This is a genomic window from Lysinibacillus sp. A4 (assembly GCF_024919535.1).
GTDB lineage: Bacteria > Bacillota > Bacilli > Bacillales_A > Planococcaceae > Lysinibacillus > Lysinibacillus capsici.
The window spans coordinates 17,929-31,605 of sequence record NZ_JANWTB010000003.1 but is presented as its reverse complement, the minus strand read 5'-3'; the positions used below and the strand labels follow the sequence as shown (position 1 = coordinate 31,605).

16 protein-coding genes and 2 other annotated features are annotated in these 13,677 nt (G+C 37.1%); of the genes, 12 read left to right on the top strand and 4 right to left on the bottom strand.

Annotated features, from left to right (window positions below):
• The first annotated feature begins 7 nt into the window (after window positions 1-7).
• The 6 genes from pstB to NY607_RS05440 all read left to right on the top strand — a co-directional run bounded on the left by pstB (window position 8) and on the right by NY607_RS05440 (window position 6,055).
• Window positions 8-841, top strand: a complete 834-nt coding sequence (pstB, locus tag NY607_RS05465) for a phosphate ABC transporter ATP-binding protein PstB (RefSeq protein ID WP_131520599.1) — start codon at window positions 8-10, stop codon at window positions 839-841.
• A gap of 13 nt (window positions 842-854) precedes the next feature.
• Window positions 855-1,514 carry a phosphate signaling complex protein PhoU gene (gene phoU, locus NY607_RS05460; RefSeq protein ID WP_048392248.1) on the top strand — a complete coding sequence of 220 codons (660 nt, stop codon included), beginning with the start codon at window positions 855-857 and terminating at the stop codon, window positions 1,512-1,514.
• 177 nt (window positions 1,515-1,691) lie between these two features.
• Window positions 1,692-2,564 carry a vWA domain-containing protein gene (locus NY607_RS05455; RefSeq protein ID WP_259419296.1) on the top strand — a complete coding sequence of 291 codons (873 nt, stop codon included), beginning with the start codon at window positions 1,692-1,694 and terminating at the stop codon, window positions 2,562-2,564.
• A 77-nt stretch (window positions 2,565-2,641) separates the two neighbouring features.
• The gene (locus NY607_RS05450; RefSeq protein WP_131520601.1) at window positions 2,642-3,712 is read left to right on the top strand and encodes a mechanosensitive ion channel family protein; all 1,071 of its coding nucleotides are present in this window, start codon (window positions 2,642-2,644) and stop codon (window positions 3,710-3,712) included.
• 39 nt (window positions 3,713-3,751) lie between these two features.
• Window positions 3,752-3,962, top strand: a binding site (T-box leader).
• A gap of 138 nt (window positions 3,963-4,100) precedes the next feature.
• The gene (trpE, locus tag NY607_RS05445) at window positions 4,101-5,486 is read left to right on the top strand and encodes an anthranilate synthase component I (protein WP_259419295.1); all 1,386 of its coding nucleotides are present in this window, start codon (window positions 4,101-4,103) and stop codon (window positions 5,484-5,486) included.
• Entirely contained in the window at window positions 5,483-6,055 is a 573-nt protein-coding gene (locus NY607_RS05440; RefSeq protein WP_131520603.1) for an anthranilate synthase component II, read from the top strand. The genes trpE and NY607_RS05440 overlap by 4 nt, the downstream gene beginning before the upstream one ends.
• A gap of 46 nt (window positions 6,056-6,101) precedes the next feature.
• Here the strand turns inward: NY607_RS05440 and NY607_RS05435 are convergent, their stop codons facing one another.
• A complete protein-coding gene (locus tag NY607_RS05435) occupies window positions 6,102-6,584 on the bottom strand; it encodes a hypothetical protein (protein WP_131520651.1) in 483 nt (160 codons plus the stop codon).
• A 3-nt stretch (window positions 6,585-6,587) separates the two neighbouring features.
• Entirely contained in the window at window positions 6,588-7,040 is a 453-nt protein-coding gene (locus NY607_RS05430) for a hypothetical protein (protein ID WP_259419443.1), read from the bottom strand.
• A 150-nt stretch (window positions 7,041-7,190) separates the two neighbouring features.
• Between NY607_RS05430 and rpmG the strand changes: the two genes are divergently transcribed.
• From rpmG to tyrS, 5 genes are all read left to right on the top strand, one after another.
• Window positions 7,191-7,340 (top strand): 50S ribosomal protein L33, encoded by a 150-nt coding sequence (rpmG, locus tag NY607_RS05425; RefSeq protein ID WP_008408521.1) that lies wholly within the window; start codon window positions 7,191-7,193, stop codon window positions 7,338-7,340.
• 112 nt (window positions 7,341-7,452) lie between these two features.
• Window positions 7,453-8,046: a 5-formyltetrahydrofolate cyclo-ligase gene (locus NY607_RS05420; RefSeq protein ID WP_259419294.1), complete on the top strand. Its 594-nt coding sequence runs from the start codon at window positions 7,453-7,455 to the stop codon at window positions 8,044-8,046.
• Window positions 8,039-8,248: a YqgQ family protein gene (locus NY607_RS05415; RefSeq protein WP_004231021.1), complete on the top strand. Its 210-nt coding sequence runs from the start codon at window positions 8,039-8,041 to the stop codon at window positions 8,246-8,248. The genes NY607_RS05420 and NY607_RS05415 overlap by 8 nt, the downstream gene beginning before the upstream one ends.
• Before the next feature lie 280 nt (window positions 8,249-8,528).
• Window positions 8,529-10,424, top strand: coding sequence for an LTA synthase family protein (locus tag NY607_RS05410; protein WP_237898259.1), 1,896 nt, complete (start codon window positions 8,529-8,531; stop codon window positions 10,422-10,424).
• Between the two features lie 256 nt (window positions 10,425-10,680).
• Window positions 10,681-10,922 (top strand) — a binding site (T-box leader).
• A 141-nt stretch (window positions 10,923-11,063) separates the two neighbouring features.
• Window positions 11,064-12,278: a tyrosine--tRNA ligase gene (tyrS, locus tag NY607_RS05405; protein ID WP_131520607.1), complete on the top strand. Its 1,215-nt coding sequence runs from the start codon at window positions 11,064-11,066 to the stop codon at window positions 12,276-12,278.
• A 55-nt stretch (window positions 12,279-12,333) separates the two neighbouring features.
• Here the strand turns inward: tyrS and NY607_RS05400 are convergent, their stop codons facing one another.
• On the bottom strand, window positions 12,334-12,513 hold the full coding sequence (locus NY607_RS05400) for a DUF2759 domain-containing protein (protein WP_004231029.1): 180 nt from the start codon (window positions 12,511-12,513) through the stop codon (window positions 12,334-12,336).
• Between the two features lie 169 nt (window positions 12,514-12,682).
• On the opposite strand from NY607_RS05400, the gene NY607_RS05395 reads away from it, so the two are divergent.
• Window positions 12,683-13,327, top strand: coding sequence for an MBL fold metallo-hydrolase (locus NY607_RS05395; RefSeq protein WP_131520608.1), 645 nt, complete (start codon window positions 12,683-12,685; stop codon window positions 13,325-13,327).
• 75 nt (window positions 13,328-13,402) lie between these two features.
• Here NY607_RS05395 and NY607_RS05390 read toward each other — a convergent pair whose 3' ends face one another.
• On the bottom strand, window positions 13,403-13,645 hold the full coding sequence (locus NY607_RS05390) for a DUF2626 family protein (RefSeq protein ID WP_004231035.1): 243 nt from the start codon (window positions 13,643-13,645) through the stop codon (window positions 13,403-13,405).
• Between the last annotated feature and the right edge of the window lie 32 nt (window positions 13,646-13,677).

The following is a 13,677-nucleotide window of genomic DNA, read 5'->3' as shown; positions in this document are numbered from 1 at the left end:
TGACCTTATGGTAGTAGATTTTAAAGAGGAAAAAACAATTGTCAAACGGAATCAGGCAACGACTAAGTCTGTAGCAGATGTGGCGAAAAATATTGTCTATGATACACGCGATTTAAACTTATGGTATGGTGATCATCATGGTTTAAAAGATGTTAATTTAAGCATCTATGAAAATGAAGTAACGGCTATTATTGGACCATCTGGCTGTGGGAAATCTACGTATCTAAAAACATTAAACCGCATGGTTGAACTTGTACCAATCGTACGTACATCAGGAGAAATTTTATATCGTGAGCGAAATATTTTAGATAAAAACTATACGGTAGAGGAATTAAGAACACGTGTAGGTATGGTATTCCAAAAGCCAAACCCGTTTCCAAAATCTATTTATGATAACATTGCCTATGGACCAAGAATTCATGGCATTAAAAATAAAAAAATTCTCGATGAAATTGTGGAGAAATCATTAAGAGGGGCAGCCATTTGGGACGAGGTAAAAGACCGTTTGAATCAAAATGCCTACGGATTATCAGGTGGTCAGCAACAACGTATTTGTATTGCACGTTGCTTAGCGATTGAGCCTGATGTCATCTTAATGGATGAGCCAACATCTGCCTTGGACCCGATTTCTACGTTGAAAGTGGAAGAGCTGGTCCAAGAACTGAAAAAGGATTATTCCATTGTCATCGTGACACATAATATGCAGCAAGCGGCACGTATTTCTGATCGTACAGCATTCTTCCTAAGTGGAGAGGTTGTCGAATACGATAAAACGGATGTTATTTTCCAAACACCAGCAGATCAACGTACAGAAGACTATATTTCAGGACGTTTCGGCTAAGGAGGAGCAATGAATGATCGTACGTGAACGTTTTGAACAAGAGTTAAAAGAGGTACAGGGGCAATTTCTTGCCATTGCCAATAGCAGTATCCTTGCATTAAAAACAGCTTTTGAAGCATTGGTAGAGCAGGATTTAGAAAAGTCTTTGAAAATTTTGGAGGACGATTTAATCATTAATCGCCTTGAAGAAGAAATTAATGACCATGTGATCCTAATGATTGCCAAGCAACAACCAGTAGCAACAGATTTACGCCGTCTCATGGTTCTCGTAAAGGCAGCTTCAGATATGGAAAGAGTAGGGGACTATGCGGTTAATATAGCTAAAGAAGCAATTCGAATTGGTAAGGAGCCAATGATATTCCCAATAACAAATCTCCAAACCATGTGCAATAAAACAGTAGAAATGCTAGAGAGCATCATGAAGGCCTTTACTGAGGAAGATACGGTACGCGCTAAAGAGATTGCAGAGTTAGATGATTACGTGGACGATTTATACGGGGCAACGATCACCCTTTTACTCCGTGCTGGGGTAGAAAACCCCTCCCATATTTCACAGATTACGCACCTAACATTTATTTGCCGCTATTTAGAGCGTTCTGCTGATCATGCTACAAATATTGCTGAACATCTATTTTACTTAGTAAAAGGCAAACATTATGAATTAAATAATTAAGAAAGAAGAGCTGCGTTTTAGCTCTTTTTTTCATTTGCCGAAAAAAATCTCCTGAAGCAGCAACATTGTCTTTGGCTGTAGCGTCTTTATAGCAAGCGTTTTTGTATTGTCAAAAATTTTTTTTGGTTATACTATAGACATTATCCAAAAAATGTGGTGCTTAGGAGGTGCTGCTATATGAAAGATGCAATTGAATCCCTCATCAAGCAATTTGACAAGCAGTTGACAATAGAACAACTTGACTATTTACGTTTTCTCTATGAAAACCTACATATAGAGGAGTTAAGTGAAGGGGAACAACATTATTTTATCGATTATTTTTTCAAGAGTGAGCCATTACGAAATATGGCAGCATTTGCTCTGGAATTGACGGATATCATGCATGAAATCCAAGAGAATATTCCTGCTATTGAGAAGGCAGAACGCTTAGCAAATGGCAAAGAGCAACGCCAGTATTATGAACGAAAATGGTCAGAGCTTAGACGTCAAAAGCTGAAGCAACAGACAACGAAAAGCGGCAATATTTACTATGTACCCTTTCATGATTATCAACAAGACCCTGGCCCGATGATTATTTGTTTAGAACAAACGACAGGAATGGCCGCTTATTCTGAGATTTGTAAAAGTATGATTTTAGCGTTATTTATGAGTGCACATCGAGAAGGCCGTGATTTATACATTGTACCGTATGATCGGCAAATTCATGTCCACTACCGCTTTGAAAATGGTCATTTAAATTTAGCTGATTTTAAAAGTTTTATCGAATATAAGGCAAAGGGAGAGGCAGCCATTTTACCTGTTTTACAATTTGTGAAAGCATTGCTACAGGAAAATCAATTAGGTACAGAAGCAGATGTCATTATTTTTACAGAAGGAGCACCTATTGATGGGCAGCATCTCGTTGGCAAGCAAGCAAAAATGATGCTAAAGGAAATGAAGCAAAAATATCATGCTGAATTTTCGGTAATTGCCATGCATGAACATAACTTTAATAAACAGCAATTTTGGTTTGCTAGTAGGGCTTTTTTTGCAGATGATGCCATACAATAACAAGAACGGGGCTAACCATTACTGAAGGTCGGCTCCTTTTTGCTGGCGATACATAGGTAGTTATAAAGGAGAAATACATGGATTCATTACATTGGTTATTACCTAAATTTACAGTCCCAACCTGGCTAGATGGCTTAATTGCTGTCATTATTTGTTTAGTAGGGTGGCTTATTCAACGATTCATCATCAAAAAAATTATTCATCGTGTTGTGCTATTTTTAAAAGATCGTCAGCGCAATTTCCAAGCAAATGTACTGGCTCAATTTAGTAAAGCAATTGGCTATGCCTTTATGACGACGGTCATTGTGCTAAGCTTATCTTATTTAATAAAAGTCCCTTTATTTACACATCCATCAACAAAGAATTTTGTATTGTCTATTATGGTGTTTCTTGCTTTTAAAGGGATTTATGATGTTTTGAATTTTTATACGAAACAACCATTTGAATTAACGAGCGAAGAGGATCAGAATGTTTTATTACCGTTTTTTCTACGAATCGGTAAAGTACTTATCATGATTTTTGCTATGTTTACGATTGCTTCCTTTTGGGATTTTAATCTGAATGGCTTTTTAACTGGAATCGGCTTAACGGGTGTGGCGATTGCCTTTGGGATTCGCGATACACTAGCGCATGTATTTGGTGGCATGTCCGTAGCTTTAGATAATCCATTCCAAATAGGAGATTGGATTGCGACAGAGGATCAAAAAATTGAAGGAACGATTGAGGATATCAATTTAAGAAGTACGTTAATTCAAACAGGCGATAAAGGACTTGTGTATGTGCCGAACTCCTATTTAGTGAATCGTCCTCTTTATAATTTATCTAAACGAGAAAAACGGAAGTGTGAGCAATTTTTATATATCGCTGCTGATAATGATGAGGAAGACATACGTAGCGCTTTAACGGCCATTCATAAGGAAATTTATTTACATGCTAAAACAGAGAAAGACATGATTCATGTATTTATAGATGAATTTCATCATGATTCGTATCGCGTGCTTGTTCGATTCTTTGTTGCCACAAATGATACTGCTGTTATGCTGGAAGTGCGGCAGGATATTTTATTTGCGATTCGTCAAATAATGGAGGAGCTATCGATTACATTAGCTAGCCATCCTGAAGAAGAAAGTCTGCGAAATAAAAAATAAATTGAATTGTAAGATAGTTTGCTTTACAATATTACCAAGAAATCAGCTTTGATGAAGAGTAGTAGCTAGTACAATTTGTTATAGAGAGCTAGTGGTTGGTGAAAACTAGTACAAATGTTTAGTGAATGGACTTCGGAGCTCTAATCCTGAAAAAAGTACGGATTAGCGGATGCCTACGTTACAAGGCTTAGAGAGGGTTTTCCTATCAGGAGACCAATGAAGGTGGCACCACGGCTTTTCCGTCCTTTTGTGATGGAAAGGCCTTTTTATATTTTTTTCTTTAGACGGCAAATGTTTTAGCTGAATGAAGAGAAAGCCTTTAGCAGATTTCTGCTGCTAAAGATAGATGAGGTGTAGATGAGAAGAGCTTAGAGAAGGAGAGAAGAGTATGACAGTTGAGCTTAGAAAGTATGCTATGAAAGTATTACAGGGGGATATGATGACCCCGATCTCTGTGTATCAATCACTGAAAGGGCAGCATAAAATGTTGTTCGAATCCTCAGCGAAACATGAGGAAAGTGGGCGATATTCCTTTATCGCCATCAATCCAGTGGCTGAACTAAAAGGAAACAATGAAGAATTCGTGTTTTCAAAAGGAGCAGAAAATGACAAGGCTAGGGGCAATGTGCTTGATCGATTAAAAGAACTAATACCCTTTCATGAAGAAAGCTATCCTTTTGCTTTCTTTGGAGGAGCGATAGGTGTCTTTGGCTATGAAACAGCATTTTACACAGAAAAAATAGGGGACTATTTACAGGATGATTTAGCTATGCCTGATGTTCATGTTTTTTTCTATGATACATTTATTGTTTTTGATCATCTAACACAGGAAATTACACTAGCTTCGATTGATCTATTTCAGGATGGGCGTTCATTAGAGGAGATGGAAGCTGCTATTACAACGATGGAGCAACAGCTTTGTGCAGGTACGACCTTTGAGGCATTAAAGGTGGATGAGCTACAGTTTAAGCCTATGATTTCAAAGGAACGATTTGTTGCTTTGGTGGAACGTGCTAAGCAGCATATTTTGAGAGGTGATATTTTCCAAATTGTGTTATCGCAACGTTTTTCTGCGCCGTTTACAGGTTCGCCATTTTCGCTCTATCGTCAATTGCGCACGTCTAACCCGTCACCCTATATGTTTTATATGGATTATGGTGACTATGTTATTTTAGGAACATCTCCTGAAAGTCTTGTAAAGGTAAAAAATCGAAAAGTGACAACCAACCCAATAGCAGGTACAAAGCCGCGTGGCATGACAATAGAACAGGATGAAGCAATCGCAAATGCGCTATTAGAGGATAGCAAGGAAATAGCTGAACACCGTATGTTAGTGGATTTAGGTCGCAATGATCTTGGTCGTATTGCAAAAGTCGGTTCCGTCAAGCTAAATAAATATATGAAAATAGAGCGCTATAAATATGTGATGCATATGGTATCTGAGGTGATTGCCGAATTGCGAGATGACCTCCATGTTCTGGATGTACTTCGTGCTTGTTTACCTGCTGGCACAGTGTCAGGGGCGCCAAAAATTCGGGCCATGCAACTGATTAATGAATTAGAACCAGTAAAGCGTGGGGTATATGCGGGAGCAGTAGGCTACATTTCGACAACTGGTGATATGGACTTGGCCCTCGCGATTCGCACGATGCTCATTAAGGATCAAAAGGCACATGTACAGGCAGGAGCAGGTATTGTTTATGATTCGATTCCATTGTCAGAATATGAAGAAACACTGAATAAGGCACGTGCCCTATTGGAGGTAAAAAAATGATTTTAATAATAGATAACTACGATTCTTTTACCTATAATTTATTTCAACAAATCAGTATGCTTGGAAAAAGCGTCAAGGTTGTACGAAATGATGCCATTACTATAGAAGAAATTCAAAAACTATCGCCAGAAGCCATCATTTTATCACCAGGGCCAGGAACGCCAAATGAAGCAGGGATAACGATAGAGGTCATCAAGGAACTCTATCAAAAATTCCCTATTTTAGGTATTTGTCTTGGGCACCAATCGATAGGGCTGGCTTTTGGCGCAAATATTGTGCAGGCCAAAAACATTATGCACGGAAAGCTGTCCCCATTACAATACGAGCAAACGGGTTTATTTGCCAAATTAGATGGAGATATCGAGGTTATGCGCTATCATTCACTTATTATTGAAGAACAAACTTTACACATGGATTTTAAGATACTCGCAACAGCGGGGGATGACGGAGAGATTATGGCCATCCAACATAAAGAATATCCTCTTTATGGGCTGCAGTTTCATCCCGAATCAATTGGCACAAAAGAAGGCAGTATGATGATGCAAGCCTTTCTAGAAAGTTTAGCGTAATAAAAAAGCTGTCGCCTCATATCTGAATGGGCGACAGCTTTTTATGTTATTGTTTCTTGCCTGTAATTAAATTAGCTATTTCTTCTAAAGTCATGGAAGAATTGACCTCATAGGAGCCGATTTGTAAGCTTCTAGCATATTTAGGGTTAGCGAGTAGTAACTCCATTTCAACACTATTGGTAATAATGCCACCGTCTTCAAGTTTTTGTGCCACACTATACGGTGTGATACCACTATAGATTTGCAGAGACATCGTTGTAACATCTGTATCCGCTTCTTCATCAGCTTGTTCAGATGCATCTGTTGTCGAAGTTTTTTCAGTCGTATGTACTTGCTTTAATTGATCCTTTAACGAGGCAATTTCTTGATTGGCCTTACTTAATTTGTTTTGTAGTTCTTTTACCTGTTGTTGATTGGAAAATTCCTTGGTAGGAAGACCAATATTTACATCGAAGTGGTTTGCGAGTGCAAGCAATGCCCCAACAAGAAAAATGGCTATACCAAATGCGCGAATGGCAGACATATTCATCAATCAACGCCCCCCGTTTGCAATCACTTGCCGAACTTGCTCTTCTGTTAAATTTGAGCGAATACTAATATCTGCTATAGAAAGACCCTGTTTATTTAATTCAAGTACCTGACTAATAATAATTTGATGAATCGGTTTTGCTTGTGCTGTTGTTTGTCCAACTTTTGCCCCCTGTGCAGCCTGTTGAACAGCCTGCATGACTTGATGCACTTTAGAATCTTGGCCTTTTGGAGGGATACTTGATTTTGATTTCACTTGGAACTCAGGCCCTAGTAAAAGTTCTTCCTCCACAATCTTTAGACGACGCTTTAAATTATTCGTTTCTTGGAAGATGGAGATAGATAATTCTTCGACATCTTGTTCGATTTTTTTCGAGCTATTTTTGAAAAAGAACGAAACGATGATCAGAAAAATGCCAATACTCATTAATACGATGGATAAATCCAATAGCTTCACCTCAATGTAGTATGTAATTATAAGATATTTTACCATATGCAAACTTAATATGAAATGAAGGTAGATTTTTTTTCAGTTTATGTTATAATAGGTTAGTCGTATAAATCATGCTCAAATTTAAATTCTTGATATAGAGTGGGAGGGTTAATGATGCGCGTAAATATTACTTTAGCTTGCACAGATTGCGGCGAACGTAACTACATTTCTAAAAAGAACAAGCGTAACAATCCAGAGCGTCTTGAACTTAAAAAATATTGCTCTCGCGAGAAGAAATACACTCTTCACCGTGAAACTAAGTAATCGCTCATTAAGCCAAAACCACAAGTGGTTTTGGCTTTCTACATTTTATCACATCATTCAATGTAACAATTCCAGGAGGATATGAAGTTTTACGATATAGGAGGTAGCCTAGATGGATAAAACAACTTTACGAAACACGGTACGCCAAGCCCTTGCAACTATGACGGATGAGGACTATCATCGTCAATCATTAGCTGTTTTAAAAAAGGTGCTACAGGAACCATATATAATAGAAGCAAATATAATTGGCATGACCATTTCAAATAAGCCAGAAGTCGACACAATTCTTATAATTGAGGAATTATGGAAACTAGGTAAAAAGGTCGCAGTTCCTAAATGTCACCCGAAAACAAGAGAAATGTCGTTTTTTGCCATTGAATCATTTGCACAGCTTGAAACTGTATATATGCATTTGCGTGAGCCCATTCCAGCAAAAAGTGAGTTTGTTGACGCAAATGAGATGGATATCATTGTTGTACCAGGCGTTGTTTTTGATCCATACGGTTATCGAATCGGCTATGGCGGTGGTTATTATGACCGCTATGTATTAAACTATAAGAAGGGTAAGCTGATGTCGCTACTCTTTGATGAGCAAATCATTGATTGTGTTCCTACTGAAGCACATGATTGCCCAGTAGATATCATTGTGACGCCCACAAAACGTATTGACTGTGTTGCACAACGAGGAGCGAACGAAAATGGATAAAATGCTAGATATTTATGAACTCTTGAAAACATATGGTACCTATATTTATACACGTGATCCTATTGGCGATTTAATGCTGATGGAGGATGAAATACGTGAGCTCTATAAAGCGAATGTACTAGACATAAAAGATTATCAGATGGCCCTACTGCTTATTCGACAAGAAACAACAAGACTTCGTATGGAAGAGCATAAAAAGTAATGTTTGAAATATAATGTAATTGGGTATTGTAAAATTAATGTAACATGTATGTAATATTCTTAAAAACAGTGGGTTTCCGCTGTTTTTATGTTTTTATGAAACTTTTTACAATGCAAAACGTATATATAGATATCTGGTGCATAGAAAGAGCAGGGTGAAAAAATTTTCCACAAGATATGTGTTGATTATCTGTTAAAAAAGGATTAAGATATATTTTGTTTCCGAAACAAAATGTAAAAAATTATTATTTTTTTGTAAGGAAGTAGGGAGGATGTTAGGAATGAAATCAATAAAGTGGCCTAAACATTCATTTATGATACTAGCAATTATAGCAACTTGGATCAAAACGGTCATTGTTTACCACACAAGCTTTGAAATGAAAATTGAAAATGCAATGCAACAGTTTATTTTATTTATTAATCCATTAAGCTTCTTGCTATTTACGTATGGTTTATCACTATTCTTTAAATCAGCAAAAGCTAGAAATCGTTATTTGATTACGGTCAGCGTTATTTTGTCCATTGTTTTATACGGAAATGTAGCGTTCTATCGATTCTACAATGATTTTATTACGCTACCAGTATTATTCCAAACAAGTAACTTTAGTGACTTAGGAACATCAGTAGCAGCCATTGTTGAGCCTTGGGATGTATTATATTTCGTTGATGTCGTGATCTTAATCTTAGCGAATAAATTTTTACCAAAAATGAAAGATGCATTTAAAGTGAATATTGAATTCCGTCGTGCATTCTTTGTGCTTGCAATAGCAATGACATTCTTAAATTTAGGATTAGCAGAAACTGAGCGTCCACAATTACTAACACGTAGTTTTGACCGCGAATTATTAGTAAAAAACATTGGTACGTACAATTACCACTTGTATGACATTTATATTCAATCTAAATCATCTGCACAACGTGCGTTAGCTGATGGTAGTGAACTAGTAGAAGTGAACAACTATATACGTTCTAATCAGGCTGCTGTAAATCCAGAGATGTTTGGGAAATATAAAGGTCGTAACCTGATTGTGGTATCGATGGAGTCATTACAAAACTTTGTCATTAATAATGACATGAATGGTCATGAAATTACGCCATTCTTAAACTCTTTAACAAAGGATAAAGATACGTATTATTTCAGTAACTTCTATCACCAAACAGGTTTAGGAAAAACATCTGACTCGGAGTTTATTGTTGAAAACTCATTGTTTGGTTTAGGTCGAGGTGCTGTATTCTTCACGCATGGTGGAAATACGTATAATTCAATGGCTGAACGCCTTGGAGAAAATGGATACTTTACAAATGTCATGCACCCTAATAATAAATCATTCTGGAATCGTGACATGATGTATCAATCGTTAAAAATTAATAAATTCTACGATATAGATTCATATACTGTGGAAGAGGGGCAAGCTGTAAACTGGGGAATGAAAGATGTTCCATTCTTAGAGCAATCAGCTGCTTTAATGAAAGATATGCCTCAGCCATTCTACTCTAGACTGATTACTTTAACGAACCATTATCCATTTACATTGGATCCAGAAGATATTATGATTCCTGAATATGATTCAAATTCAGGTACATTAAATCGTTACTTCCAAACAGTACGTTACATGGATGAGGCTTTAAAAGACTTCTTCCAACAGTTAAAAGATCAAGGTGTCTATGATAATTCTATTATTGTGATGTATGGGGATCACTATGGTATTTCTGAGAACCATAATAAAGCAATGGCGCAATATTTAGGAAAAGATCAAATTACACCAATGGATAATGCAATGCTTCAAGAAGTACCTTTATTCATCCATATCCCAGGAGCTGGCGATGGAAAAGAAATGGCTGAGATTTCAGGACAAATGGATTTACGTCCAACGATCTTACACCTTCTTGGCGTTGAAACGTCAAAAGATATGCAAATGGGTGCAGATTTATTCTCTCCAGAGCATGAGGACTTTGTAGTCTTCCGTGATGGACGTTTTATTACAGATAAATACGTCTATGCTGGTGAAGCTTGCTATGACAAAGCAACTGGCGAAGAAATAGATGGTGAGCCATGTCAGTCTTATGCTGATCGTGCTACAATGGAGCTAGAAAATTCTGATGCCATCATTAATGGAGACTTACTTCGCTTCTATGACGAAAAAACAGGTAATTTAAAGCAGGATTCAGTTAAATAATCAAAGAGAGATCTCGTATAGGGGATCTCTCTTTTTATATTGCTGATAAAAAGGAATGAGTCTCAAGCATCCATTCATAAAATTTTTGTGAAGCCTATGCTAACGAAAACATCTTTCGCAATGTTTTACAACACTATGCAACGTGAATACACTTTATTGAACATTTCTTTTTATTGACAAATAGCAAGATACGATTATAATAAGTGTAAATATCTGCATAACGAAGATTTGTTTTTCGCATTTCGGAGTATAAGAGTGAAAGGCATCGAAAAGAACGAGTAACTTTAATGGAACTGACAGAGAGTAGCCGGTTGTTGAGAGGCGCAAGGGGATATTAAAGTGAATACATCTTGGAGCTGCGTACCGAAACTATAGTAGGCTACGACGGGGTTGCATCCGTAATCATTGCAAAAGTATCGCTATGGCTGTACTTGTTGAGGAGAGCTATGTGAATAGCTCTCGAAAAAAGGTGGTAACACGTTTATCTACGTCCTTTAGGAATTTCCTAAAGGCGTTTTTTTTATGCCTTCTAAGCCAAAACGTGTAAAGTGATTAAGGCCTTGTCAACAAAATCGGTACCCCATATACTCTTATAGAACTTGCAATATTAATATTTAATATTACAAGGAGATGTTTCGTATGTTTTTTACACCAAAGGAGCAAATAGCGATTATCAAGAAAGGTGCTAGCAAGATTGTTGATGAACAGGATTTACTTAAAAAATTAGAGCGATCGTATAAAGAACAGCGACCTTTAACGATTAAGCTAGGGCTCGATCCGTCCGCACCAGATATTCATTTAGGTCATGCGGTTGTTCTACGGAAAATCAAGCAAATGCAAGATTTAGGCCATCATGCAGTGATTGTTATCGGTGATTTTACAGGACGAATTGGCGATCCTACAGGTAAAGCTAAGGGGCGAACAGCCTTAAATGACGATATAGTGAAGAAAAACGCCCAAACTTATTGTGAGCAAATTTTTAAAGTACTAGATCCGAACAAGACAACGGTTCGTTTTAATAGTGAATGGTTAGCGAAGCTGTCCTTTGAAGAAGTCATCAAGCTAGCAGCCACAACATCTGTTGCTCGACTTCTAGAGCGCGAAGATTTTCAGAAACGTTACCAACAGCACATCCCAATTGGTATACATGAGTTTTTCTACCCGCTTATGCAAGCATATGATTCAGTAGAACTTGAGGCAGATATAGAGTTAGGTGGAACGGATCAGACGTTCAATATTTTAATGGGACGCACCTTACAAAAGCATCGAGGATTAGAAAAACAAATTGCTATTTTTATGCCCTTACTAGAGGGGTTAGATGGTATTGAAAAAATGAGTAAGAGTTTAGGTAATTATATTGGCATCAATGAAGCACCTGAGATTATGTTTAAAAAGGTGATGGAAGTACCAGATACTTTAATTATCAAATATTTCGAATTAGCAACAGATGAGCATCCACTACACGTGCAGGCTATTCAAGATAGACTACAAAAGGGAGAGAATCCCCGCGATTTGAAATTCCTATTAGCAGAAATTATAACGGCTTTATACCATGGATCTACAGCAGTGGAGGAAGCAAAAGCTTATTTTGAAGCAGCATTTCAAAAAAAGGAAATACCGAAAAACATTCCTATACTGCTCTTAGAAATTGATAAGGAAAGAATCGTGGATATCATTCCACAACTAGTGGCAATGGGTTTTATTCAAAGTAAGAGTGAGTTTTTGAGGGTAATCAAGCAAAAAGGAGTATCCTTGAATGGAGAAAAAATGGCGATGGATGACATATCACAAGTATTAATGAATAATGATGTTCTACAAATCGGCAAGAAGCGGTTTCTTCAATTCAATAAGTAATAATAGACAAAAAAAGAGCAATCTCCGAAGAGACTGCTCTTTTTCTGTCTGAATTTTAGTGTAATTTTGGTGGGTAACCGCTGTGAACAATCGTCATGATGACGAACCATCCGAATACAGCAGCACTTAATAAGTTGAAAACAACGCTTAATAGGTTCTTTTCTTTAATTGCTTGGAATGTACCAAATACAGCTAAAATCGCTACTAGACCAAAAATAACCATTAATAAGTTCATTAAAAATAGACACTCCTTTCGACATCAGAAAATGAATGTCGCAAACAATATTCCTCCTTAATTGTAAACGTTCTACTTGTTTTTGTCGAGGACTAAAATACTGTAAACTATGAACATTTATCGTCAAATTGTGGCAAAGCCTGTATAATAGGAAGTTGAGGTGATAACTATGATGAACGTACGAAGTTATTCTCTTGGTCCCGTCCAAACGAATTGCTATATCGTATCGAATAAAGAAAAAGAATGTATCGTATTTGATCCAGGTGAAGAGGCGGAGCGTCTAATTAAAACAATCCGTAGCAACGGCTTAAAACCTCTTGCTATCTTTTTAACACATGCCCATTTTGATCATATAGGGGCAGTAGATGCAGTGCGTGAGGTATTTGACGTTCCTGTATGGATTCATGAAAAGGAAGTTAGTTGGCTAGCAGATCCAACGAAGAATGGCTCTAGTAAATATCCTGCATTACCAGATTATAGGGTAGCCGCACCAGCGCAAGATACAATCATCAAAAAAGAGCAGCAAATTGAAATAAGTAATTTTGTGTTTCAAGCTGTTTTTACACCTGGGCATTCACCGGGGAGTATTTCTTATATCTTTGAAAATGACGGTTTTGCCATCGTGGGAGATACGTTATTTGAACAAGGTGTAGGACGTACAGATCTATTAGGTGGATCAACCAAAATTTTATTGGAATCTATCCATCATAAACTGTTGACATTACCTGAGGATACTATTATCTATCCTGGACACGGTAATTATACAACGGTAGGTGCAGAAATGGAGACAAATCCTTTTTTAAATGGATTTTAAAATAGGGACAATAAACTGTTTTAGCACATAAAAAAGCGTATCTCACCGAAAGTGAGATACGCGATTTTGTTTGTATTAATGACCGCCACCAGGTACGTGAATGAATGTTGTATAGTACGTGAAGCCAGCGAAGAATACAGTTAAATATGCTCCGAAAATGTACATGTACATACGTTCTGAAAGGTTTAAGAAGCCTAATAATAAGAATAAACCTGTATTACCTAAGAATAATAGCGATACCTCGTTCATACCTCCAAGGTAGAACATAACGGCAAAAATACCTGTCCAGAATGCCATAACTTTATACATATTATCCATGAAATTTCCCCTCCTTTTGCCCACGACACAAT

Coding starts and splice junctions, on each gene's coding strand:
- trpE (WP_259419295.1), top strand. CDS start 4,101: ATGACAGTTGAGCTTAGAAAGTATGCTATGAAAGTATTACAGGGGGAT.
- NY607_RS05450 (WP_131520601.1), top strand. CDS start 2,642: ATGGATTCATTACATTGGTTATTACCTAAATTTACAGTCCCAACCTGG.
- tyrS (WP_131520607.1), top strand. CDS start 11,064: ATGTTTTTTACACCAAAGGAGCAAATAGCGATTATCAAGAAAGGTGCT.
- NY607_RS05455 (WP_259419296.1), top strand. CDS start 1,692: ATGAAAGATGCAATTGAATCCCTCATCAAGCAATTTGACAAGCAGTTG.
- rpmG (WP_008408521.1), top strand. CDS start 7,191: ATGCGCGTAAATATTACTTTAGCTTGCACAGATTGCGGCGAACGTAAC.
- NY607_RS05410 (WP_237898259.1), top strand. CDS start 8,529: ATGAAATCAATAAAGTGGCCTAAACATTCATTTATGATACTAGCAATT.
- NY607_RS05440 (WP_131520603.1), top strand. CDS start 5,483: ATGATTTTAATAATAGATAACTACGATTCTTTTACCTATAATTTATTT.
- NY607_RS05415 (WP_004231021.1), top strand. CDS start 8,039: ATGGATAAAATGCTAGATATTTATGAACTCTTGAAAACATATGGTACC.
- NY607_RS05400 (WP_004231029.1), bottom strand. CDS start 12,513: ATGAACTTATTAATGGTTATTTTTGGTCTAGTAGCGATTTTAGCTGTA.
- NY607_RS05395 (WP_131520608.1), top strand. CDS start 12,683: ATGATGAACGTACGAAGTTATTCTCTTGGTCCCGTCCAAACGAATTGC.
- NY607_RS05435 (WP_131520651.1), bottom strand. CDS start 6,584: ATGAATATGTCTGCCATTCGCGCATTTGGTATAGCCATTTTTCTTGTT.
- phoU (WP_048392248.1), top strand. CDS start 855: ATGATCGTACGTGAACGTTTTGAACAAGAGTTAAAAGAGGTACAGGGG.
- NY607_RS05390 (WP_004231035.1), bottom strand. CDS start 13,645: ATGGATAATATGTATAAAGTTATGGCATTCTGGACAGGTATTTTTGCC.
- NY607_RS05420 (WP_259419294.1), top strand. CDS start 7,453: ATGGATAAAACAACTTTACGAAACACGGTACGCCAAGCCCTTGCAACT.
- pstB (WP_131520599.1), top strand. CDS start 8: ATGGTAGTAGATTTTAAAGAGGAAAAAACAATTGTCAAACGGAATCAG.